Genomic DNA, 22094 nt, shown 5'->3' with positions numbered 1-22094 from the left:
TTTCTGAGTGTTCCAGACGTCAATAGAAGCTCACTCCCCTTTGATACCTGATTAGCCGCCCGGAGTGCTCCATGCCAGATTACCGCTCGAAAACATCCACCCACGGCCGCAACATGGCCGGTGCCCGCGCACTGTGGCGCGCCACGGGGATGAAAGATGACGACTTCAAAAAGCCGATCATCGCCATTGCCAACTCGTTCACCCAATTCGTGCCGGGCCACGTGCACCTGAAGGATCTGGGTCAACTGGTTGCCCGCGAGATCGAACGCGCCGGTGGCGTGGCCAAGGAATTCAACACTATCGCCGTGGATGACGGCATCGCCATGGGTCACGACGGCATGCTGTATTCGCTGCCGAGTCGCGAGATCATCGCCGACTCCGTCGAGTACATGGTCAACGCCCACTGCGCCGACGCCATCGTCTGCATTTCCAACTGCGACAAGATCACCCCGGGCATGCTGATGGCTGCCTTGCGCCTGAACATTCCGGTGATCTTCGTTTCCGGCGGCCCGATGGAAGCCGGCAAGACCAAACTCGCAGCCCATGGCCTCGACCTCGTCGACGCCATGGTGATCGCTGCCGACTCCAGCGCTTCTGACGAGAAAGTCGCTGAATATGAGCGCAGCGCCTGCCCGACCTGCGGTTCGTGCTCCGGCATGTTCACCGCCAACTCGATGAACTGCCTGACCGAAGCCCTCGGCCTGGCATTGCCGGGCAACGGTTCGACCCTCGCCACCCACAGCGACCGCGAACAGCTGTTCCTGCAGGCTGGCCGCACCATCGTCGAGCTGTGCAAACGCTACTACGGCGAAAACGACGAATCCGTATTGCCGCGCAACATCGCCAACTTCAAGGCGTTCGAGAACGCGATGATGCTCGACATCGCCATGGGCGGTTCGACCAACACCATCCTGCACTTGCTCGCGGCTGCCCAAGAGGCCGAGATCGACTTCGACCTGCGCGACATCGACCGTCTCTCGCGCAGCGTTCCGCAGTTGTGCAAGGTTGCACCGAATATCCAGAAGTACCACATGGAAGACGTGCACCGCGCTGGCGGCATTTTCAGCATCCTCGGTTCACTGGCCCGTGGCGGCCTGCTGCACACCGACCTGCCGACCGTGCACAGCCGCAGCATGGAAGAAGCCATCGCCAAGTGGGACATTACCCAGACCACCGATGAAGCCGTGCACCACTTTTTCAAGGCCGGCCCTGCCGGTATCCCGACCCAGACCGCGTTCAGCCAGTCGACCCGTTGGGAAACCCTCGATGACGACCGCGAAAACGGCTGCATCCGCAGTTTCGAACACGCTTATTCGAAAGAAGGTGGCCTGGCCGTGCTGTACGGCAACATCGCGCTGGACGGCTGCGTGGTGAAAACCGCCGGTGTCGATGAATCGATCCATGTGTTCGAAGGCAACGCGAAGATCTTCGAAAGCCAGGACAGCGCCGTACGCGGCATCCTCGCGGATGAAGTGAAGGAAGGCGACATCGTCATCATTCGCTACGAAGGTCCGAAAGGCGGCCCGGGCATGCAGGAAATGCTCTACCCGACCTCGTACCTGAAATCCAAAGGTCTGGGCAAAGCCTGTGCGCTGCTCACTGACGGGCGTTTCTCCGGCGGTACGTCGGGTCTGTCCATCGGCCACGCTTCGCCAGAAGCCGCCGCCGGCGGCGCGATCGGTCTGGTGCAGGACGGCGACAAGGTGCTGATCGACATTCCGAACCGCTCGATCAACCTGTTGGTCAGCGATGAAGAACTGGCAGCACGTCGCGCCGAGCAGGACAAGAAAGGCTGGAAACCAGTCGAACAGCGTCCACGCAAGGTGACCACCGCCCTCAAGGCCTATGCCCTGCTGGCGACCAGTGCCGACAAAGGTGCGGTGCGCAACAAAGCGATGCTCGACGGGCTGTAAGCGTCAAATCGTCGAAACAAAAATGCCCCGCCAAAGTGCGGGGCATTTTTTATCCGGCCGAAATCCCTAAGTCACTGAAGATCAAAACTGTGGGAGCGGGCTTGCTCGCGAAAGCGGTGTGTCAGATATACAAAGGGTGACTGACACGACGCATCCGCGAGCAAGCCCGCTCCCACATTTGGATCTATGTAGGGTTACTGGATTTCTTCAGGCTTTACGATCACCCAATTCTTGTCCGCCGTTACCGGCAAACCTTCCTTGGCCTGCGCTGCCGCGTGTTTGGCCATCATGCCGTTCAACTGGGTCATGTACTTGTCCTTGCGGTTGATCCACAGATGAATCCCGCCCTTGGCCACGTCGACATCGTGGAACAGCATGTAACCGTCGCTGGTCGGGGTATCGCCGCCAACCAGTACCGGTTTCTTCCACTCGTCGATATAGGTCAGGATGGCCGCGTGCTTGCCAGCCATCCAGGTGGCCGGGGTCCACAGGTACGGCGTCAGCTCGAGGCCAAGGTTGGCCTTCTCGTCATACTTGCCCGCGGTAATCTGCTTGCGTGCAGTGGTCAGTTCGTGGGTCTCGCGGTTCTTCAGCAGCGTGGTCACGCCGATGACGTTCTGCGGTTTGACGTTGTAGCCATACTTCGGATCCGCCGCGACCATGCGCACCAGCTCTTCAGAGGCAGCGGTCATCACGTAAACCTCGATGCCGTTCTCCATCAGCTTGTTGTACAGCTCTTGCTGGCCGGTGAAGATCTTCGGCGGATTGACGTCGAGTTTCTTCACCACATCGCCTTCGTAATACGTCGCCGGCACCGGCTTGCCCGAAGCCATCAGCTCATCGACGTAGCCCTTCAGCTCTTGGAGGGTGAAGCCGGAGAACACCTGCGCCACCCACGGGTAGCAGACCATGTCGTCGACTTCGCAAAGGCGATAGTAGTAACTGAACAGGCTTTCCTTGTGGTCGGCGGTGTCCTTGAACGGCATCAGTTTCAGGGAGGGGTCGAGTTTGTCGCGGGTGATCAGGCCCTTGTTTTCCATGAACGGCAGCAACGACTCTTCGAGGTCGTAGCGGTAACTGGTGTTGTCCATGTCGAACACCGCGTAGTTACCCTTGTTGGCGTTGGCGGCGATCATCGCGTCCAGCGCCTTGGCCTGATCGGCCGGCCAGTGTTTCAGGTCGGTGGCGAACGCCTGAGTAGCCAGGCCCATGCCCACCGTCAGTGCGACAGCCAGAAATTTCGGTGCGAACTTCATACGCCTCTTCTCCCTGATTCAAAGAGATCGACGCTAACAAATAAGTGTGACAGTCCTCGCCTGTCAGCGACCGTCCGCGTCCCTATTGCGCCAGATGCATTGCCGAGAGCGACACGGGCTTATTCCAAAAACGACGGACGCCCTAAGATTTTGGTATTAAATCATTGCAAATCAAGCTGTTAGGCTTGCCGGTTCGCAGCAGCCCCGGAAGGCTGTTGGCACAGTCTTTCTGGAGTTCTCATGAATCTACCGTTGATTCTCAACCTGCTGGTGTTCCTCGCCCTGCTCTTCGGTCTGGCGCAAACCCGCCACACCACGTGGAGCCTGGCGAAAAAAGTCCTGCTCGCGCTGGTGCTCGGCGTGGCGTTCGGCGTCGCCCTGCATAGCGTTTACGGTGCTGGCAACCCGGTGCTGAAAGCGTCGATCGGCTGGTTCGATCTGGTCGGCAACGGCTACGTGCAGTTGCTGCAAATGATCGTCATCCCGCTGGTGTTCGCCTCGATCCTCAGCGCCGTGGCGCGCCTGCACAACGCTTCGTCACTGGGCAAGATCAGCTTCCTGACCATCGGCACCCTGCTGTTCACCACCGCGATTGCGGCGCTGATCGGCATCGGCCTGACCAACCTGTTCGGCCTCACCGCCGAAGGTCTGGTCGCCGGCACTCAGGAAATGGCCCGTCTGCAAACCATTCAGACCGACTACGCCGGCAAGGTTGCCGACCTGAATGTGCCGCAACTGCTGCTGTCGTTCATCCCGCAAAACCCGTTCGCCGACCTGGCGCGGGCCAAGCCGACCTCGATCATCAGCGTGGTGATTTTCGCCGCATTCCTCGGGGTCGCGGCGCTGCAACTGCTCAAGGATGACGTCGAGAAAGGTCAGAAAGTGATCAACGCCATCGACACCCTGCAAGCCTGGGTGATGCGTCTGGTGCGTCTGGTGATGAAGCTGACCCCATACGGCGTGCTGGCACTGATGACCAAAGTGGTCGCCGGTTCCAACCTGCAAGACATCATCAAACTCGGCAGTTTCGTCGTGGTCTCGTACCTCGGCCTGGGCCTGATGTTCGTCGTGCACGGTTTGCTGGTGTCGGCCGCCGGGATCAACCCGCTACGCTTTTTCCGCAAGATCTGGCCGGTGCTGACGTTCGCGTTCACCAGCCGCTCCAGTGCGGCGACCATTCCGCTGAGCATCGAGGCGCAGACCCGTCGCCTGGGCATCCCGTCGTCGGTCGCCAGTTTCGCTGCGTCGTTTGGTGCGACTATCGGCCAGAATGGTTGCGCCGGCCTGTACCCGGCAATGTTGGCGGTGATGGTGGCGCCGACTGTTGGTATCAACCCGCTGGATCCGCTGTGGATCGCGACGCTGGTGGCGATTGTCACGTTGAGTTCGGCGGGTGTGGCAGGTGTCGGTGGCGGTGCGACGTTCGCGGCACTGATCGTGCTGCCGGCGATGGGTTTGCCGGTTTCGCTGGTGGCCTTGCTGATTTCGGTTGAGCCGTTGATCGATATGGGCCGCACGGCGTTGAACGTGAGCGGTTCGATTACCGCCGGGGCGATTACCAGTCAGGTGATGCAGCAGACTGATAAAGAATTGCTGGATGCCGATGAGCATGCGGAGCTGGCTCAGGCTTAAGCTCTTCTTTGCCTGATCCGGCCTCTTCGCGAGCAAGCCCGCTCCCACATTTGGAATGCATTCCAATGTGGGAGCGGGCTTGCTCCGGGCGGCGTTCCGACGAAGCTCTCAGGCTTTTTCCCAGACTTCGAAGCTGTATGCCGGCTTATCTTCAACCGCCGGGTTTTCAACATTCGAAACCAGCTTCCACTGGTTCAGATCAAACTCGGGAAACCACGCATCCCCTTCCGGGCTCAACGCCACTCGGGTCAGGTACAGACGATCCGCCTGCGCCAGCCCTTGCGCATACAGCTGCGCGCCGCCAATCAGCATCAACTCATCGACGCCCTGTTCCTTCGCCCATTCTTCGGCGCGAACCACAGCTGCTTCCAGCGACGGATAAACTTCCGCCCCTTCGAGCACCAGACCGGTCTGACGGCTGACCACGATGTTCAAGCGCCCCGGCAATGGCCGACCGAGCGAATCCCAGGTCTTGCGACCCATGATGATCGGCTTGCCCAACGTCGTGGCCTTGAAGTATTTGAAGTCCCCCGGCAGGTGCCAGGGCATGCTGTTGTCGACGCCGATCACGCGGTTTTCACCGAGGGCTGCGATCAGGCTGAGGGGGAGTGATTTAGTCATGCCGGCGAGGATACCAGAGCCGCGCTTACCCCGATAAGCGCCACAGCGGTTATGCTCTTCAATCAATTAAGCGACGGAAAGCCGCGTGACTGAACTGACTCCACTGCAAAACCTCTGGCTCACCGAAACCGTGCGCCTGCGCGAAGAACACGCAGGCCCATTGGATGATCTGGAAGCCAACCGACTGGCGCGCACCACCGGCGGCGATCTGCCGAGCCGCATTCAACGCCGGGCGTTGTGGCTGGCCGAGCGCGACGGGCTGACGGCGGCACTCAAACACTGGCTGCAAGGCGCGCGTCTGGCGCTGGTGCTGCTGATGATTTTCGCGGTATTGAGCGGCGCCGGTCTGGCCTTCGCTGCGTTGAGCCAAACGCCGGTCAATGTGTTCTGGGCCTTGGGCAGCCTGCTCGGGCTGAACCTGATTCTGCTGCTGAGCTGGCTCTTGGGATTGGTCTTTGCCGGCGAGCACGGCGCCACGCTCGGCCGATTGTGGTTATGGCTCAGCGAAAAAATGGCCCGCGACGCCAAAGCCGCGCAACTGGCGCCGGCACTGCTGTTGATGCTGCAGCGCAAAAAACTCAATCGCTGGGCGCTCGGTACGCTGGTCAACGGCTTGTGGCTGCTGGCGATGTCCAGCGCATTGATTCTGCTGCTGACGCTGATGGCGACCCGGCGCTACGGCTTCGTCTGGGAAACCACGATTCTCAGCGCCGACACCTTTATCCACGTCACCCACGCGCTCGGTTATCTGCCATCGCTGCTCGGCTTCAACGTGCCAACGGTGGAGATGATCCGCGCCAGCGGCGACGGCGCGCTCGATATTGAAAGCGCTCGTCAGGCCTGGGCAACCTGGCTGGTCGGCGTGTTGGTGGTCTACGGCGTGCTGCCGCGTCTGCTGCTGACGCTGTTGTGTTTCTGGCGCTGGAACAGCGGTAAAGCCGCGCTGCGTCTGGACTTGAACCTGCCCGGCTACGCGCAATTGCGTGAACGGCTGATGCCGACCAGCGAACGCCTCGGCGTCAACGACCCGGAGCCGGCGCAACTGCACCGCGTCGAAAGCACCGTCGGCGAACTCGCCAGCGAAGGTGCGTTGCTGGTCGCCATCGAACTCGACGAACAACGTCCATGGCCGCCCGCGCTGCCGAAAAACGTCAGCAACGCCGGCATCCTCGACAGCCGCGAGTCCCGCCACAAACTCCTCGAACAACTGAGCCGCTTCCCGCCGGCACGCCTGGCGATTGCCTGCGATCCACGGCGCTCGCCGGATCGCGGCAGCCTCGCCTTGATCGCTGAACTGGCGCGCAGTGCCGGGGAGACGCGCGTGTGGCTGCTGCAAGCGCCGCCCGGCGAAGCACTGGACGGCGAACGCCTCGGCGACTGGCATGTCGCGCTGCAACAGCTTGACCTGAAGTTTGCCGATTGCGCGCCGTTGCACTGGCTGGAGACTGGTCATGACTGATGCCTGGAAAGCGCCGCTGAAACTCGCGGTGGTCGGCCACACCAACGTCGGCAAAACTTCGCTGTTGCGCACGCTGACTCGCGATGTCGGCTTCGGCGAAGTCTCCCATCGCCCGAGCACCACACGGCATGTCGAAGGCGCGCGGTTGTCGGTGGACGGTGAGCCGTTGCTCGACCTCTACGACACGCCAGGACTGGAAGACGCGATCGCCCTGCTGGATTTTCTCGAACGCCTGGAGCGCCCCGGCGAACGCCTCGACGGCCCAGCGCGACTGACGCGTTTTCTCGACGGCAGCGAGGCGCGCCAGCGTTTCGAGCAGGAAGCCAAAGTGCTGCGGCAACTGCTCGCCTCCGACGCCGGTTTGTATGTGATCGATGCGCGCGAACCGGTGTTGGCCAAGTATCGTGATGAGCTGGAAGTACTCGCCAGTTGCGGTAAGCCGCTGCTGCCGGTGCTGAATTTTGTCAGCAGCGCCAACCATCGCGAGCCGGATTGGCGCGAGGCGCTGGCGCGGCTTGGATTGCATGCGCTGGTGCGTTTCGACAGCGTGGCGCCGCCCGAGGATGGCGAGCGCCGGCTGTATGAAAGTCTCGCGTTGCTGCTGGAAAATGCCCGGCCGCAACTTGAGCGGTTGATTGCTGATCAACGGGCTCAGCGCCTTGCACGTCAGCAAAGTGCGGCGCGGTTGATTGCTGAGTTATTGATCGATTGCGCCGCGTGCCGACGCAGCGTGGTCAGCGAAGCGGAGCAGGAACAGCAAGCCATCAGCGAGCTGCGCAAGGCTGTGCGCCAGCGCGAGCAGAAGTGTGTTGAGGCGTTGCTCAAGCTGTATGCGTTCCGACCACAGGATGCCGCGGCGAGTGATTTGCCGTTGCTCGATGGACGCTGGGGTGATGACCTGTTCAACCCGGAAACGTTGAAGCAACTCGGCGTACGCGTCGGCGGCGGTATTGCTGCCGGTGCAGCGGCGGGGGCTGGCGTGGATTTGCTGGTCGGCGGGATTACCCTCGGCGCGGCGGCGCTGGCCGGGGCGATTGCTGGCGGTGCGCTGCAAACGGCGCGCAGTTATGGCAGCCGTTTGCTCGGCAAGATCAAGGGGCAGCGAGAATTGACCGTGGATGATGGGGTGCTGCGGCTGTTGGCGCTGCGCCAGCGGCAGTTGGTGTTGGCGCTGGATCAGCGTGGGCATGCGGCGATGGATGCGGTTCAGGTCGCAACACCACAGGACAAAACCTGGCGTGAGGGCAAGTTGCCGGAAGCGCTGAACAAGGCGCGGGCGCATCCGCAGTGGTCGTCTCTCAATCCACACCCAAAGCTCAATCAAGCGGAAAGGCAGGAGCAGATTGAGGGGTTGGTTGATCGGGTGCTTGAGCTTTAGATCGCGCCCCCCTCACCCCAGCCCTCTCCCCCAAGGGGGCGAGGGGGAAAGGGAGCGGATCTGCATGCTTTTCAAACCTGAGTTCGGCTGGATATCTCAGGTCGATGCATGCCCCAAAAACAACTCGGTCAGCTCCCTCTCCCTCTGGGAGAGGGCTGGGGTGAGGGTAGCAATCAGCCGGCCGACAACAAAACCTCAGCCTTGCGCTTCAGCACCGCCAAATCCATCACCGGCACCGCCCTCTCCTTGGCCAGCTCATCCCACTGGCGCATCCGCAAACTCACCGCACACAACGGATCACGCGCAAACACATCCGCCTGCGCCTCGGTCATCACCCCGCCCTGAAATTCCAGGGTCCGCCGACTCGCCTCACTCAAGCGCGCGTAATACCCCGGCTCACGCAAGGTCAGATACCGCTTGGCCTGCACGTGATATTCCACCAGCCGCGCCAGGCGCTCGCTGAAACCCGCCTCGCGCAAATAATCCGCCCCCAGCCGCTCATGGCTGAGCACGCCATAGCCGCCCATGTTTTGCGCGCCCTCGGCACACAGATGACCGATGTCATGAAAGAACGCCGCCAGCACCACTTCGTCATCGAAGCCTTCGGCGATCGCCAGTTCGGCGGTCTGGGACATGTGCTCGATCTGAGACACCGGCTCGCCGATGTAATCGCTGGTGCCGAAGCGTTCATACAGCCCGAATACCCGCGCGACGACTTGCTCGTGAGCTGTCATTCAATTTCCTCCAGCAACTGTGCAACGTTGTGCTCGGCCATGGCCGGGCCGACGCTCATGCCGACCCCGGTGTGCATCAGCGCCACACTCAAACCCGCTGCCGGGCGCAGCAACGAAAACGGCCCCGGCCCCCGAGAACCATAGACGCCCTGCCAGCGCTCGACCACTTGCACCTTGCAGCCCAGCGTCTGCTCGGCGAGTTCAATCATCCAGTTATCCACTTGCTCGGCGTTGAACGGTGCAGGGTCGCTGCCGTAATGGTGCGAGTCGCCGATGATCAGCTCGCCGTACGGCGTCGGGCTGATCAGCAGGTGAATGCCGTTGTCGTGCAGGTGCGGTTGCTCACGCAGGATTTGCGCCTGCACCGCCGCCGCTTCCGGCAAATCGGCGAAGGCACCGTAGTGCACGCAACTCAGGCCGGTGAGCAAAGCATGCTGCAGATCGAGATTGATCTGCGGTTTGGCGCGGAGCATTTGCAGGCGGCAGATCTGCGGGTCGAGTGCGGCAATCGGCTCAGCCAGCAGGGTATGATAATCGTGGCCGGAGCAGACGATGATCTGCTTCGCGGTAAAGCTGCCGGCGGTGCTGTGCAGGCGTCCCGGCTCCACATCGCGTACCAGCGTGGAAAAGTGAAACTCGACGCCAAGGTCGCGGCGCAGGTAGTCGATCAGCGCCGGGATCGCTTCGCGCGAGTACAACTGTTGATCATCGATACCGTGGAGAGCGGCGCGGTGGTGGCTGAACTGGCCGTTGTACACATCGCGCAATGCGGCGCCACGCAGCAACTGGATGTTGTAACCGTGTTCCACGGCGCGACCGTTGCAGAAGGCTTCCAGCAGATGTTCTTCGGCCTCAGTGCGGGCGAACAGGTAGGAACCGTTGCGCTTGATCTGCAACCCGGCGAGCTGCGCCCAATCGCCCCAGATCTCGCGGCTGGCCTTGGCCAGTTCAAGCATTGTGCCCGGTGGCTGGCCGGTGACCAGGGCCTGGCCGAAGTTGCGCACCGAGGCGCCGAGGGGCGTGGCGGTGCGTTCGAAAACGGCAACCTTGAGGCCGCGTTTGGCGGCTGCGTAGGCGTGGGACAGGCCGAGGATGCCGGCCCCGACGATCAGCAGGTCTTTGTGTTGTGTCATTTAGAAATGTCCTGCATGGGAGACCGCTTTCGCGAGCAGGCTCGCTCCCACAGGGGATTTTTTGTGCCCACAAAATTTGTGTTCACTGGAGATCCAATGTGGGAGCGAGCCTGCTCGCGAAGGGGCCCTGTCAGTCGATAAAGATCTTACTTGGCGGCGACTTTCTCGGACTTGCCGTCATAACGCTTGCGCCACTCGGTCAGAATCTCGTCACGATTCTTCGAGGCCCAGGCAAAGTCATTCTTGATCAGACGCTGCTCGTAATCCGCTGGCAGTTCGGTCTGCGGCTTGGCGATCCCCGGCTGGGCGAGGACAGCGAAGTTCTCCTTGTACAGATCCATCGCCTCGGCGCTGGCAGAAAAGTCAGCCAGTTTCTTCGCCGCTTCTTCATGGGGCGTGCCTTTGATCACGGCGGTCGCCTCGATCTCCCAACCCAGACCTTCCTTGGGCAGGATGATGTCCAGCGGCGCGCCTTGGCGCTTCAACTGAACGGCCGGGTATTCAAAGGAAATCCCGATCGGAAACTCGCCCGCCGCCGCCAGTTTGCAAGGCTTGGAACCGGAGTGAACGTACTGGCCGATGTTCTGGTGCAGACCGTCCATGTAGGCCCAGCCCTGCTGCTCGCCGAAGGTTTGCAGCCAGGCGCTGACGTCGAGGAAACCGGTGCCGGACGAGGCCGGGTTAGGCATGACGATCTTGCCCTTGTACTCAGGCTTGGTCAGATCCTGCCAGCTCACGGGTTTGGTCAGGCCCTGCTTCTCGGCCTCGACGGTGTTGAAGCAAATCGTCGCGGCCCAGACATCCATGCCGACCCAGGCTGGCGGGTTGGCAGCGTCGCGGTAATTCGCGCCGATCTTGCCCAGATCCTTCGGCGCGTAGCTTTGCAGCATGCCCTGCTGGTCGAGGATCGCCAGGCTGGAAGCGGCCAGGCCCCACACCGCGTCAGCCTGTGGACGGGCCTTTTCGGCGAGCAGTTTGGCGGTGATGATCCCGGTGGAATCGCGCACCCATTTGATCTCGACGTCCGGGTTGGCCTTTTCGAACGCTTCTTTATAGGACTTCAGTTGTTCGGCTTCGAGGGCGGTGTACACCGTCAACTCGGTTTTTGCCGCGAAGGCATTCAGGCTGAAAGTCGCGAGCACAGCAGCGGCCAGGGCCATAGGCTTGAACATGAGCGTTTTCCTGTAGATGAGTTGATCGGATTTGCAATCAGTGACCGGGCGCGGTTTGCCGCCAGGCCTGGGAACGGCGCAGCAAGCCGCGCGAAGCCCACGCCAGCAGCAAGGACACGCCCGCCGAGGTGAACAGAATCAGGCTCGACATCGCTGCCGCGCCGCCGACGTTGCCGGCGTCGTCCATGTTCAGCACTGCGACCGCCGCGAGAATGGTATCGGGGCTGTAGAGGAAGATCGCCGCCGACACCGTGGTCATCGCCGAGACGAACAGGTAGCGCACGATGTCCAGCAGCGCCGGCAGGCAGATCGGCACGGTGACGCGCAGGTAGTGACGGTACAGCGGCGCCTTGAGCGACAGCGCAGCCGCTTCGAACTCGGCATCGAGTTGGCGCAGTGCGGTGGTCGCGGTCATTTGTGCAGTAGTCAAATAATGCGCAATGGTGCAGACGATCAGCAGCGCCATCGTCCCGTAGAGCACGTGCAACGGGTTGCCGCTGAGGTTGAAAAAGAAGACGTAACCCAGACCGAGTACCAGCCCTGGCACCGCCATCGGCACGAAACTGAGCATGCGCAACGCCAGGTTGAGGCCGCGCTGACTGCGGGTTTTCTCCATCAGATAGGCGCCGGTAAAAATCAGCACGCTGCCGATCAACGCCGTGCCCAAGGCCATTTTCAAACTGTTGCTGTAGGCCAGCCAGCCACCGCCAGCGGTTTCGTTGAACTGATAGTGGTTAAGCGACAGCGACAGGTTGTACGGCCAGAACTTCACCAGCGACGAGAACACCGCCATACCGAACACCAGAATCAACGCGGCGCTGATCAGCAAGACAATCGCCAGATAACAGCCATCGCGCACTTTCGACGGCGCCGGTTTGAACACCTGCGCCCGCCCGCTCATGGAGTCGCCGTGACGTCGACGCAGCCAGGCATCGACGCCGAAGCTGAACAGCGCCGGTAACAACAGCACCATACCGATCAACGCGCCGCGACCGAATTGTTGTTGGCCGACCACGGCTTTATAGGCTTCCAGCGCCAGCACTTGATAGTCGCCACCGACTACCACCGGCACACCGAAATCGGTGATGGTCAGGGTAAACACCAGGCAGAACGCAGCGAACACCGCCTGACGCGTCGCCGGCCAAGTGATGCTGCGAAACGCCTTGGCCGGACTGGCGCCCATGCTCGACGCCGCGTCGAACAAGCGCGCATCGGCCAGCGACAATGCCGAGAGCAGAATCATCAGCGCATGGGGAAAGGTGTAAATCACCTCACCCAGCACAATCCCCCAGAAGCCGTAGATGTTGTCCGAGAGCAGTCCGCGCAACATGCCCTGATTGCCGAACAGATAAACCAGCGCAATCCCCGGCAGCATCGATGGCGCCATCAGCGGCAGCAGGGAAATGCCGCGCCAGATGCCTTTCGCCGGAATCATTGTGCGTTGCAGCGCGTAGGCAAACAGGTAGGCCAGCGGTACGACGATGGCCGCGACGCTGAGGGAAACTTTCAGACTGTTGCCAAGCAGCCAGTGGAAATTCTCGCTGCTCACCAGTTCCTTCGCCGCGACCCAGCCACCGCCCTGCCCGGCTTCACTGCTGAAGCCGCGCCAGAAAATCGCCAGCAACGGCAGCAACACCGCGACGCCGAGCAACACCAGCAAAAGGACTTTGCCGCCGACGACAAACAGGCGGTCGCCGATCTCGGCTTTCGAAGACTGTCGCACCTGCTTGTGCGGTAGCGGCAGCGCGAGGTTGCTGTTCATCAGGCAAACACCTGCAGGCTGCGCGGCGGCAAGGCGACCATGATTTGCTGGGCGCCGAGGCGCGGCATGGCTTCCGGCGCGAGTTCGGCGAGCAGTGCGTGACCCGGCAGTTGATCGAGTTCGAAGCTCATGCGGCAGCGGTTGCCGAGAAAGGTGATCTCGCGAACCTTGGCCGGGAACAGGTTTTCTTCATGCACCGGCGGATTGACGTTGATCGCTTCCGGACGGCAGAACAAACGGCCCGAGGCACGCTGAATGCTGCCGTCGCTGAGGCGCAGGTTCATCCCGCCGACCTGCGCGTGACTGTCGCTGCTGCGCTGGAACGGCAGCCAGTTGCCCTGGCCGACAAACTCGGCCACGAACGGCGTGGCTGGGCGGTTGTAGATTTCCTGCGGGGTGGCGTACTGCTCGACGCGGCCGTTGTTCATCACCGCGATGCGGTCGGCCATCAGCATGGCCTCGTCCTGATTGTGCGTGACCATCAGGGTGGTGATGCCGAGGTTGCGCTGCAGCTGGCGCAACTCGGTGCACAGATGCTCGCGGACGCGGGCGTCGAGGGCCGACATCGGTTCGTCGAGCAATAGCAGCGACGGCGCCGGGGCCAGCGCGCGGGCCAGCGCGACACGTTGCTGCTGACCGCCGGACAATTGGCCGGGGTATTTTTTCTCGCTGCCGGTGAGGCCGACCAGTTCCAGCATTTGCGCAACGCGACCGCGCACTTCGTCGCGACCGCTGCCGGCGAGGCCGTAGGCAATGTTCGCTTCGACCGTCAGATTGGGGAACAGCGCGTAGGACTGGAACAGAATCCCGTAATCCCGAGCTTGCGGGGCGAGGTGCGAGACATCCCGGTCGCCGAGGTACAGCTCGCCGCTGTCCTGTTTCTCCAGACCGGCGATGCAGCGCAGCAGCGTGGTCTTGCCGCAGCCCGATGGGCCGAGCAGGCACACCAGTTCACCGGCGGCGACGTCGAGGGAGACGTTATCCAGTGCGGTGAACGCGCCGAAGCGTTTCTGCACGCCGCGCACTTTCATGGGTGCGCCGGGGTTAGTCAGGGCAGTTGCGATGGCAGGATTCATGGACAGACCTCATCAAGCAGATGGGACCAATCCTAGAGTTGTAATGCGTCCGTCATGTGGCAACGAGGCAAAAACTGCTGATAGTGGTATTCAGGGATTTTGGTTCAGATTCTGTGTTGCCTGAGCTGCCGCCTTCGCGAGCAAGCTCGCTCCCACAGGGGATAGTGTTCACAACGCAAATCCAATGTGGGAGCGAGCTTGCTCGCGAATAGGCCGGCACAGGCACTGAAGATCTCAGGCCGGGGACATTTCCTGCGCCAACCCTAGAAACGCCGCCGGCAACCGCGCGCCCTTACGCTCTTTCAGGCAATACAGATACTCGGGAATCTGCGGTGCATGCTCGATGGTCAACACGCGCAACTGCGGATCATGCGGCACTTCCTGGCGGGCAATGATGCTGATGCCGATATTGCGCAGCACCGCCTCACGGATCGACTCACGGCTGCCGATCTCCAGCAATGGGCCGAAACTGACCCCGGCGCTGGCGAGCAACTCTTCCGTCAGCCGCCGTGTGGTCGAACCTGACTCACGCATCAACAAGGTATGCCCGGCCAGCGCACTCAGGGTCACATGCTCCTGAGTGGCCAGTGGATGGTTGCGATGCACCGCCAACACCAGTGGATCCGTGCCGAGCACCCGGCGAATCAACCGCGCGTCATCGAGCAACTGCGACGAAGCGGCGACGTCCACGCGATACTCTTCCAGCGCTTCGAGCACCTGCTGCGAGTTGCCGATTTCCACCGACACCTCGACCTGCGGCAAGCGCTCGCGAAAGGTCTTCACCAGATCAAGTATGTAATACGGCGCCGTAGCCGCAATCCGTAACGTGCCCTGCACCTGGCCACTGTTGCGCAGGAAAAACTCGATGTCGGCTTCCTGCTGCAACAGCGCCTTGACCATCGGCAGCAACCGCGCGCCTTCGTCGCTGACGCTCAGGCGCCGGCCGCCACGGTAGAACAACTCCACCGAATACTGGCTTTCCAGATTGCGGATCTGCGTGGTCACGGTCGGTTGGCTGAGGCCGAGTTTTTTCGCCGCCAGCGTGATGCTGCCCAGGCGGGCGACCATGTAAAACGCTTTCAGCTCGGCACTCAGCACAACCCTTCCTCATCTATTTGCGCAGCAGGCGCAACCCGTTGAACACCACCAGCAGACTCACGCCCATGTCGGCGAATACCGCCATCCACATGGTGGCGAGCCCGGCGAAGGTTACCGCAAGAAAGATCGCCTTGATCACCAGGGCCAGGACGATGTTCTGTTTCAGGATGCTCGCGGTATGGCGCGACAGGCTGATAAACGCCGGGATTTTGCGCAGATCGTCGTCCATCAAGGCGACATCGGCGGTTTCGATCGCGGTATCGGTGCCGGCGGCGGCCATGGCGAAACCGATCTCGGCGCGGGCCAGTGCCGGAGCGTCGTTGATGCCGTCGCCAACCATGCCGACCCGCCGGCCCTGTGCATAAAGGTCTTCGATGGCTTGCAGTTTGTCGGTCGGCAGCAAGTCGCCTCTGGCTTCATCGATGCCGACCTGTGCGGCAATCGCCTCAGCGGTGTGGACGTTGTCGCCAGTGAGCATCAGGGTTTTCACCCCGAGTTCATGCAACTGGCGGATCGCTTCGCGGCTGGTTTCCTTGACGGTGTCGGCCACGGCGAACAGCGCCAACGGGCCGGAGCCGTCGAGTAGCAGCACCACGGATTTGCCTTGTTTCTCCAGCGCGAAGAGTTTTTCTTCCAGCGCGGGCGAACACAGGCCCAGTTCTTCAACCAGACGATGGTTGCCCAAGTGGTAGGTCTGGCCGTTGATTTCGCCTTTGACGCCACGCCCGCCCAATGCTTCGAAGTTATCCACATTCAGCACGTCGAAGTTTTTATCCACAGCGGCGTTGGCGATCGCCAGCGACACCGGGTGATCGGAGCGACCGGCCAACGCCGCAGCAATCGCCGGGGCTGTGGCGTCGGCGGTCGGGTCCAGCGACAGGTAATCGGTCTGCACCGGTTTGCCGTGGGTGATCGTGCCGGTTTTATCCAGCGCCAGGTAGTCGAGCTTGAAACCGCCCTCCAAGTACACGCCGCCCTTGACCAGAATGCCTTTGCGCGCCGCTGCCGCGAGGCCGCTGACGATGGTCACCGGAGTGGAAATCACCAGTGCACATGGGCATGCAACCACCAGCAGCACCAGCGCGCGGTAGATCCAGTCGAACCACACCGCGCCCATGAACAGCGGCGGAATGATCGCCACGGCCAAGGCAAACACGAACACCACGGGCGTGTAGATTTTCGAGAATTGATCGACGAAGCGCTGGGTTGGTGCGCGTGCGCCTTGGGCTTGCTCGACAGCATGGATGATCCGAGCCAGCGTCGAGTTGTTTGCCGCTGCGGTGACCGCGTATTCCAGCGAACCGGCCTGGTTGATCGTGCCGGCGAAAACTTTATCGCCGACGGTTTTCTCGACCGGCAGGCTTTCCCCGGTGATCGGCGCCTGATCGATGGTCGAACTGCCGCTGACCACTTCGCCGTCCAGCGCAATGCGCTCGCCAGGTTTCACCCGCACCCGGGCACCGAGTTCGACGCTTTTCACATCTTGTTCAATCCAGGTGCCGTCAGCCTGTAACACCGTGGCTTGTTCCGGCGTCATCTGCATCAGGCCGCTGATCGCGTTACGCGCACGGTCCAGCGAGCGCGCTTCGATCAGCTCGGCCACGGTGAACAGAAACATCACCATCGCCGCTTCCGGCCATTGGCCGATAAGGATGGCACCGGTCACGGCGATGCTCATCAGCGCGTTGATGTTGAGGTTAAGGTTCTTCAGGGCGATCCAGCCCTTTTTATAGGTGCTCAGGCCACCGCTGAGGATCGACACCAGCGCAATGATCGCCACCACCCAGTTTGGCGCAGCATTGGTGAAGTGGATCACTTCAGCGGCGAGCGCACCGACACCGGACAGTGCCAGCGGCCACCAATGTTTTTTCACCGGCGCCGGGGCTGACGCTTCGACGCCCGCCTCCAGCGGTTCGGCGTGCATGCCCAGGGACTTGATCGCCTCGGTGATGGGCTCGGTACCCGGCAGGTTATGGGTCACGCCGAGCACGCGGTTGATCAGGTTGAATTCCAGCTGCTGTACACCGGCGAGTTTGCCGAGCTTGTTCTGGATCAGCGTCTGCTCGGTCGGGCAATCCATTGCCTCGATGCGGAAGCTGCTGAGCCGCGCATCAGCGCTGGTTGTTTCGCTCAGTTGCACCAACGCAGGCGCGGCGGCTTTCGACGAGCAGCAGGCGTCTTCATGCGAATGCACCGGTGCCGGTGCTGCGGCTTGCGATCCGCAGCAGGAGTCGCCGCCATGTGAATGTTTATGCACAGGCTGCAATTTATGACTGTGATCGTGCCCGTCGCCGGGCTTGTGGGTGTGCTGCGAATCGCTCATTGGTCGCGTCCATGAAGGTGCCTGTTGCCAAGTAAAGACCCTGTAGCCACTATAGGGTCAAGCACCCTTTTGGAGATGGCCGTCATGAAGATCGGAGAACTGGCGAAACTCACCGACTGCGCCGTGGAAACCATCCGCTACTACGAGCGCGAAAACCTCCTGCCGGAACCGGCCCGCAGCGACGGCAACTACCGCGTCTACACCCAGGCGCACGCCGAACGCCTGACCTTCATCCGCAACTGCCGCACCCTCGACATGACCCTCGAAGAAATCCGCAGCCTGCTCGCCTTGCGCGACAGCCCGCAGGATCAGTGCGAGAGCGTCAATGCCTTGATCGACGAGCATATCCAGCACGTGAAGGCGCGTATTGACGGGCTGTTGGCGTTGCAAACACAGTTGCTCGACCTGCGCCAACGCTGTGGCGAAGGACCGGGGGCGGATCAGTGCGGGATTTTGCAGCGGCTGGAAGTGAGTGGCGGGGTTGTGGCGACGGAGGTTGAGCATTCCCACGTAGGCCGCAGCCACGGCCACTGAGCCCTACACAAAACCAAATGTGGGAGCGGGCTTGCTCGCGAAGGCAGTATGTCAGTCGACATCGTCGTTAACTGATACACCGCTTTCGCGAGCAAGCCCGCTCCCACAAGGGTTATGCGTGAGGACTGTCAGACCGCCATCGGCGCAGTCATCGGCGCATGGTGCTCGTAACCTTCCAGCGAGAAGTCGCTCGGCTCGACCAGCTCCAGCCATTCCGGCTGATACACGCCAGTCTTGGCAAACTCCGGCACGCGATCAGAGATTTTCAGCTTCGGCATGGCAAACGGCTCGCGCTTGAGCTGTTCGTTGAGCATGTCCAGGTGGTTCTCGTAGACGTGCGCATCACCGATGAAATAGGTGAACCAGCGCGGCGTGTAGCCGGTCAGGCGACCGATCAGGCTCAGCAGCGCGGCGCCTTCAGTGAGGTTGAATGGCGTGCCCAGCCCCAGATCATTGGAGCGAATGTACAGGGTCAGCGAAATCTCTTTGGTCTCGACATTCGGGTGGAACTGGTAGAGCAGATGGCATGGCGGCAGGGCCATTTCATCCAGTTGAGCAACGTTCCAGCCGTGGAACAGGATGCGCCGGCTGCCCGGATCCTTGATGATCGTGTCGACGCACTGGCGCACCTGGTCGATGGCTTTGTACAGCACCACGTAGGCCTGGCCGTCTTCTTCGCCTTGAGCGATCTGCTTGTAGCCGTTGCTCAGAGTCTGTTCGATGGCGGCGGTATTGCTCAGCGGGATCTGCTTGTACGCCGGCCATTGGCGCCATTGCACGCCGTAGATTTCGCCGAGGTCGTCGTCGCCCTGGCGGAACGGGTTGGCCAGCCACTGCGCGTTTTCGTTGGCGTTCTGATCCCAGACCTTGCAGCCCAGCGCCCGGAATTCGGCGGCGTTGTTCACGCCACGGAGAAACCCGCACATCTCGCCGATGGCCGATTTGAAGGCCATTTTGCGCGTGGTGATCGCCGGAAAACCTTCCTGCAGATCGAAACGCAGCATCGCACCCGGGAAGCTGATGGTGTTGATGCCGGTGCGGTTGGCCTGTTTGCTGCCGTTCTTGATGACGTGCGAGACCAGTTCGAGATATTGCTTCATGAGTTACCTGTGTCCTTTGAGCCCCGGCGTCGCGCGCCGGGGTTCGTAGTTTAAGCCGTCGGTGCGAGCGGTGCTGCCGGTGCGCGACGATAGGCCAGCCAGATCAGGAACAGCCCGCCGACGATCATCGGCACGCAGAGTACCTGGCCCATGGTCAGCCAGTTCCAGGCCAGATAGCCCAGTTGTGCATCCGGCACGCGAACGAATTCGACGATGAAACGGAAGATGCCGTAGAACAACGCGAACATGCCGGACACTGCCATCGTCGGACGCGGTTTACGCGAGAAGATCCACAGGATCAGGAACAGCGCCACGCCTTCGAGCGCGAACTGGTACAGCTGCGACGGGTGACGCGGCAGCTGCGCCGGGTCGCTGAATGGCGGAAAGACCATGGCCCACGGCACGTCGGTGGCCTTGCCCCACAACTCGGCGTTGATGAAGTTGCCGATACGCCCGGCACCCAGACCGATCGGCACCATGGGCGCAACGAAGTCCATCAGCTGGAAGAACGACTTACCATTTCGCTTGCCGAACCACAACGCCGCGAGCATCACCCCGATGAAACCGCCGTGAAACGACATGCCGCCCTTCCACACTTCGAAAATCAGCGTCGGGTTGGCCAGATAAGCGCTCAGATCGTAGAACAGCACGTAACCCAGACGCCCGCCGACGATCACGCCCATCGATAACCAGAACACCAGATCGGAGAGTTTCTCCTTGGTCCAGGTCGGGTCGAAGCGGTTGAGCCGGCTCGATGCCAGCAGCCACGCACCGCCGATGCCGACGAGGTACATGAGACCGTACCAGTGGATTTTCAGCGGACCGATGGCCAGAGCCACCGGGTCGATCTGCGGGTAAGGCAGCATTGCGACTCCTCGTTAGAGTTGAAAGCAGAATTCCCGGGCGACGCTGCCACCTCAGGATTAAGCCAGGATTGCGACGCGGTTAAAGCAGAAAGCTCACACCCACGCTGAACAGCAAAGCGGCGAACAGCCGTTTCAGCAAGCGTGGCGACAACCGATGCGCCAACCGTGCGCCGATGCGGGCGAAAACCATGCTGGTCAGGGCAATGCCCAACAACGCCGGCAAATAGACAAAACCGAGACTATGGGCTGGCAACAACGGATCGTGCCACCCCAGAATCATGAAACTTAGTGCACTGACCAGCGCGATCGGCAGACCACAGGCCGACGAAGTCGCCACGGCTTGCTGCATCGGCACGCTGCGCCAGGTCAGGAACGGCACGGTCAGCGAACCGCCGCCCACGCCGAAAATCGCCGAGGCCCAACCGATGACACTGCCGGCGACGGTCAGACCGAGTTTGCCCGGCACCGTTCGGCTGGCCTTGGGTTTGATGTCCAGCGCCAGTTGCACGGAAATCACCAGGGCGAACACACCGATGATTTTTTGCAGGTTGGGTCCGGAGATCGCTTCCGCAGTCAGCGCACCGAAACCGGCACCCAACAGAATGCCGACGGCCATCCACATGAAGATTGGCCAGCGCACCGCGCCGCGACGGTGATGCTCACGCACAGCGTTGACCGAGGTGAAGATGATCGTCGCCAGCGACGTGCCGACCGCCAAATGAGTCAGGATCGACTGATCGAAGCCCTGCAGAGTAAAACTGAACACCAGCACCGGGACAATAATGATCCCGCCGCCAACCCCGAACAGCCCGGCCAGCACGCCCGCACAGGCGCCCAGCGCCAGATAGAGCAGAAATTCCATGACCGTCTCCCCAGACCGCACCCGCAAAACCGGAGCGGCATGGTAACGGATGCATGCCCTTTGGCTCCACTGGCGATGGATGCACGGCCGCCGGATGCGTAGAGTGAGCAAAAAACACACAAGGATCACCTTATGTGCCTGATTGTTTTCGCCTGGCGTCCGGGCCATGCCCAGCCGCTGATCGTCGCGGCCAACCGTGACGAGTTCTACGCCCGGCCAAGCCTGCCACTGGCGCAGTGGCCGGAGGCGCCGCATGTGCATGCCGGGCGTGATCTGGAGGCCGGCGGTACCTGGCTGGGGATTGGCGCGAACGGGCGCTTTGCTGCGCTGACCAATATCCGTGATCCGCAGCAGCCGCCAGCGCGCAAGTCGCGGGGTGAGTTGGTGGCGCGGTTTCTGACCGGTGATGCGTCGATTGATGATTATTTGAGCGATGTGGTCGGGCGTTCGGTGGAATATGCCGGGTTCAACCTGCTGCTGGGCAACAGTCATGAGCTGTGGCACTTCAACGCGCGGCTGTCGGAGCCAGTGATGCTGGAACCGGGGGTTTACGGGCTATCCAATGCCGGGCTGGATACGCCGTGGCCGAAGTTGCTCAAGGCCAAGGCAGCGTTGAGCGCAGTGCTGGATGATCCGCAGCCGCAGCACTTGCTCGATTTGCTAAGCAATGCCCAGACCGCGCAGGAAGCGGAATTGCCAGATACCGGGGTGGGTCTGGCCACTGAGACTTTGCTGTCGAGCGTGTTTATTGCCAGCCAGAGTTACGGGACGCGGGCGAGTACGGCGTTGATTGTGCAGGCGGATGGGTCGCGGCGGATGGTCGAGCGGAGTTTTGGGCCGTATGGCGGGCATTTGGGCGAAGTGGAGATAACAGCTTAAAAGCAGACCCTCACCCCAGCCCTCTCCCGGAGGGAGAGGGGGCCGACCGAGGTGTCTTGAGCCATACACCGACCTGAAAGACCGAGTCGATTATGGATTCAGCAGCATCTTCAGTCGCTGTGAGTCGAAAACGACTTCAACCCAGCACCTTCGTCGGTGTGGATCAATTATGGATTCGGCACAGCACTATCAGGTCGGTGCGCTTCGATTATGGATTCAGCACAGCACTTTCAGGTCGGCGTACCTCTGCAGCATCCCCGGATCAGTCCCCTCTCCCCCCGGGAGAGGGTTAGGGT

18 protein-coding genes are annotated in these 22094 nt (G+C 61.5%); 6 read left to right on the top strand and 12 right to left on the bottom strand.

Annotated elements, in window-relative coordinates; genetic code table 11:
- The first annotated feature begins 71 nt into the window (after window positions 1–71).
- Complete coding sequence (gene ilvD, locus ACM6IV_RS14925) at window positions 72–1913, top strand: dihydroxy-acid dehydratase (RefSeq protein WP_414870571.1); 1842 nt, start codon at window positions 72–74, stop codon at window positions 1911–1913.
- A gap of 194 nt (window positions 1914–2107) precedes the next feature.
- Here the strand turns inward: ilvD and ACM6IV_RS14920 are convergent, their stop codons facing one another.
- A complete protein-coding gene (locus ACM6IV_RS14920) occupies window positions 2108–3169 on the bottom strand; it encodes a haloacid dehalogenase-like hydrolase (RefSeq protein WP_414870570.1) in 1062 nt (353 codons plus the stop codon).
- Between the two features lie 240 nt (window positions 3170–3409).
- Here ACM6IV_RS14920 and ACM6IV_RS14915 point away from each other — a divergent pair, with 240 nt between their 5' ends.
- Complete coding sequence (locus ACM6IV_RS14915; protein ID WP_414870569.1) at window positions 3410–4801, top strand: L-cystine transporter; 1392 nt, start codon at window positions 3410–3412, stop codon at window positions 4799–4801.
- Window positions 4802–4909: 108 nt separating this feature from the next.
- Here ACM6IV_RS14915 and ACM6IV_RS14910 read toward each other — a convergent pair whose 3' ends face one another.
- Window positions 4910–5422: a dihydrofolate reductase gene (locus ACM6IV_RS14910; RefSeq protein WP_414870568.1), complete on the bottom strand. Its 513-nt coding sequence runs from the start codon at window positions 5420–5422 to the stop codon at window positions 4910–4912.
- A gap of 85 nt (window positions 5423–5507) precedes the next feature.
- On the opposite strand from ACM6IV_RS14910, the gene ACM6IV_RS14905 reads away from it, so the two are divergent.
- Window positions 5508–6881, top strand: a complete 1374-nt coding sequence (locus tag ACM6IV_RS14905) for a DUF2868 domain-containing protein (RefSeq protein ID WP_414870567.1) — start codon at window positions 5508–5510, stop codon at window positions 6879–6881.
- Window positions 6874–8259, top strand: a complete 1386-nt coding sequence (locus ACM6IV_RS14900) for a GTPase/DUF3482 domain-containing protein (protein WP_414870566.1) — start codon at window positions 6874–6876, stop codon at window positions 8257–8259. The genes ACM6IV_RS14905 and ACM6IV_RS14900 overlap by 8 nt, the downstream gene beginning before the upstream one ends.
- 173 nt (window positions 8260–8432) lie before the next feature.
- Here ACM6IV_RS14900 and ACM6IV_RS14895 read toward each other — a convergent pair whose 3' ends face one another.
- The 7 genes from ACM6IV_RS14895 to ACM6IV_RS14865 form a co-directional block, all read right to left on the bottom strand.
- Window positions 8433–8993, bottom strand: coding sequence for a phosphonate degradation HD-domain oxygenase (locus ACM6IV_RS14895; protein WP_414870565.1), 561 nt, complete (start codon window positions 8991–8993; stop codon window positions 8433–8435).
- Window positions 8990–10126 (bottom strand): TIGR03364 family FAD-dependent oxidoreductase, encoded by a 1137-nt coding sequence (locus tag ACM6IV_RS14890; protein WP_414870564.1) that lies wholly within the window; start codon window positions 10124–10126, stop codon window positions 8990–8992. The genes ACM6IV_RS14895 and ACM6IV_RS14890 overlap by 4 nt, the downstream gene beginning before the upstream one ends.
- Window positions 10127–10272: 146 nt before the next feature.
- Window positions 10273–11298 carry a putative 2-aminoethylphosphonate ABC transporter substrate-binding protein gene (locus ACM6IV_RS14885; RefSeq protein ID WP_414870563.1) on the bottom strand — a complete coding sequence of 342 codons (1026 nt, stop codon included), beginning with the start codon at window positions 11296–11298 and terminating at the stop codon, window positions 10273–10275.
- Window positions 11299–11335: 37 nt separating this feature from the next.
- Window positions 11336–13060: a putative 2-aminoethylphosphonate ABC transporter permease subunit gene (locus tag ACM6IV_RS14880; protein WP_414870562.1), complete on the bottom strand. Its 1725-nt coding sequence runs from the start codon at window positions 13058–13060 to the stop codon at window positions 11336–11338.
- The gene (locus ACM6IV_RS14875; protein ID WP_414870561.1) at window positions 13060–14136 is read right to left on the bottom strand and encodes a putative 2-aminoethylphosphonate ABC transporter ATP-binding protein; all 1077 of its coding nucleotides are present in this window, start codon (window positions 14134–14136) and stop codon (window positions 13060–13062) included. The genes ACM6IV_RS14880 and ACM6IV_RS14875 overlap by 1 nt, the downstream gene beginning before the upstream one ends.
- A gap of 234 nt (window positions 14137–14370) precedes the next feature.
- On the bottom strand, window positions 14371–15234 hold the full coding sequence (locus ACM6IV_RS14870) for a LysR family transcriptional regulator (protein WP_414870560.1): 864 nt from the start codon (window positions 15232–15234) through the stop codon (window positions 14371–14373).
- Window positions 15235–15247: 13 nt separating this feature from the next.
- Complete coding sequence (locus ACM6IV_RS14865) at window positions 15248–17557, bottom strand: heavy metal translocating P-type ATPase (RefSeq protein WP_414870559.1); 2310 nt, start codon at window positions 17555–17557, stop codon at window positions 15248–15250.
- Between the two features lie 84 nt (window positions 17558–17641).
- On the opposite strand from ACM6IV_RS14865, the gene cadR reads away from it, so the two are divergent.
- Window positions 17642–18091 carry a Cd(II)/Pb(II)-responsive transcriptional regulator gene (gene cadR / locus ACM6IV_RS14860; RefSeq protein WP_025112060.1) on the top strand — a complete coding sequence of 150 codons (450 nt, stop codon included), beginning with the start codon at window positions 17642–17644 and terminating at the stop codon, window positions 18089–18091.
- A 128-nt stretch (window positions 18092–18219) separates the two neighbouring features.
- Here cadR and ACM6IV_RS14855 read toward each other — a convergent pair whose 3' ends face one another.
- The 3 genes from ACM6IV_RS14855 to ACM6IV_RS14845 form a co-directional block, all read right to left on the bottom strand.
- Complete coding sequence (locus ACM6IV_RS14855) at window positions 18220–19191, bottom strand: thymidylate synthase (RefSeq protein ID WP_414870558.1); 972 nt, start codon at window positions 19189–19191, stop codon at window positions 18220–18222.
- Window positions 19192–19241: 50 nt separating this feature from the next.
- Complete coding sequence (gene lgt, locus ACM6IV_RS14850) at window positions 19242–20057, bottom strand: prolipoprotein diacylglyceryl transferase (protein WP_064116307.1); 816 nt, start codon at window positions 20055–20057, stop codon at window positions 19242–19244.
- Between the two features lie 79 nt (window positions 20058–20136).
- Entirely contained in the window at window positions 20137–20919 is a 783-nt protein-coding gene (locus tag ACM6IV_RS14845) for a sulfite exporter TauE/SafE family protein (RefSeq protein ID WP_414870557.1), read from the bottom strand.
- Window positions 20920–21051: 132 nt separating this feature from the next.
- Here ACM6IV_RS14845 and ACM6IV_RS14840 point away from each other — a divergent pair, with 132 nt between their 5' ends.
- Window positions 21052–21798: an NRDE family protein gene (locus tag ACM6IV_RS14840; RefSeq protein ID WP_414870556.1), complete on the top strand. Its 747-nt coding sequence runs from the start codon at window positions 21052–21054 to the stop codon at window positions 21796–21798.
- Window positions 21799–22094: the final 296 nt, after the last annotated feature.

Origin of the sequence: Pseudomonas sp. IT-347P (genome assembly GCF_949768005.1) — a bacterium.
In the GTDB taxonomy this organism is placed as follows: domain Bacteria; phylum Pseudomonadota; class Gammaproteobacteria; order Pseudomonadales; family Pseudomonadaceae; genus Aquipseudomonas.
The sequence above is the reverse complement of the archived record's forward strand: the minus strand, read 5'-3'. Positions and strand labels throughout refer to the sequence as shown.

What these genes read in the sequence shown, in the direction of transcription:
- ACM6IV_RS14910 (WP_414870568.1), bottom strand. Translation starts at nt 5,422, where the DNA reads ATGACTAAATCACTCCCCCTCAGCCTGATCGCAGCCCTCGGTGAAAAC.
- ilvD (WP_414870571.1), top strand. Translation starts at nt 72, where the DNA reads ATGCCAGATTACCGCTCGAAAACATCCACCCACGGCCGCAACATGGCC.
- ACM6IV_RS14920 (WP_414870570.1), bottom strand. Translation starts at nt 3,169, where the DNA reads ATGAAGTTCGCACCGAAATTTCTGGCTGTCGCACTGACGGTGGGCATG.
- cadR (WP_025112060.1), top strand. Translation starts at nt 17,642, where the DNA reads ATGAAGATCGGAGAACTGGCGAAACTCACCGACTGCGCCGTGGAAACC.
- ACM6IV_RS14865 (WP_414870559.1), bottom strand. Translation starts at nt 17,557, where the DNA reads ATGAGCGATTCGCAGCACACCCACAAGCCCGGCGACGGGCACGATCAC.
- ACM6IV_RS14880 (WP_414870562.1), bottom strand. Translation starts at nt 13,060, where the DNA reads ATGAACAGCAACCTCGCGCTGCCGCTACCGCACAAGCAGGTGCGACAG.
- ACM6IV_RS14885 (WP_414870563.1), bottom strand. Translation starts at nt 11,298, where the DNA reads ATGTTCAAGCCTATGGCCCTGGCCGCTGCTGTGCTCGCGACTTTCAGC.
- ACM6IV_RS14875 (WP_414870561.1), bottom strand. Translation starts at nt 14,136, where the DNA reads ATGAATCCTGCCATCGCAACTGCCCTGACTAACCCCGGCGCACCCATG.
- ACM6IV_RS14915 (WP_414870569.1), top strand. Translation starts at nt 3,410, where the DNA reads ATGAATCTACCGTTGATTCTCAACCTGCTGGTGTTCCTCGCCCTGCTC.
- ACM6IV_RS14845 (WP_414870557.1), bottom strand. Translation starts at nt 20,919, where the DNA reads ATGGAATTTCTGCTCTATCTGGCGCTGGGCGCCTGTGCGGGCGTGCTG.
- ACM6IV_RS14890 (WP_414870564.1), bottom strand. Translation starts at nt 10,126, where the DNA reads ATGACACAACACAAAGACCTGCTGATCGTCGGGGCCGGCATCCTCGGC.
- ACM6IV_RS14895 (WP_414870565.1), bottom strand. Translation starts at nt 8,993, where the DNA reads ATGACAGCTCACGAGCAAGTCGTCGCGCGGGTATTCGGGCTGTATGAA.
- ACM6IV_RS14840 (WP_414870556.1), top strand. Translation starts at nt 21,052, where the DNA reads ATGTGCCTGATTGTTTTCGCCTGGCGTCCGGGCCATGCCCAGCCGCTG.
- lgt (WP_064116307.1), bottom strand. Translation starts at nt 20,057, where the DNA reads ATGCTGCCTTACCCGCAGATCGACCCGGTGGCTCTGGCCATCGGTCCG.
- ACM6IV_RS14900 (WP_414870566.1), top strand. Translation starts at nt 6,874, where the DNA reads ATGACTGATGCCTGGAAAGCGCCGCTGAAACTCGCGGTGGTCGGCCAC.
- ACM6IV_RS14855 (WP_414870558.1), bottom strand. Translation starts at nt 19,191, where the DNA reads ATGAAGCAATATCTCGAACTGGTCTCGCACGTCATCAAGAACGGCAGC.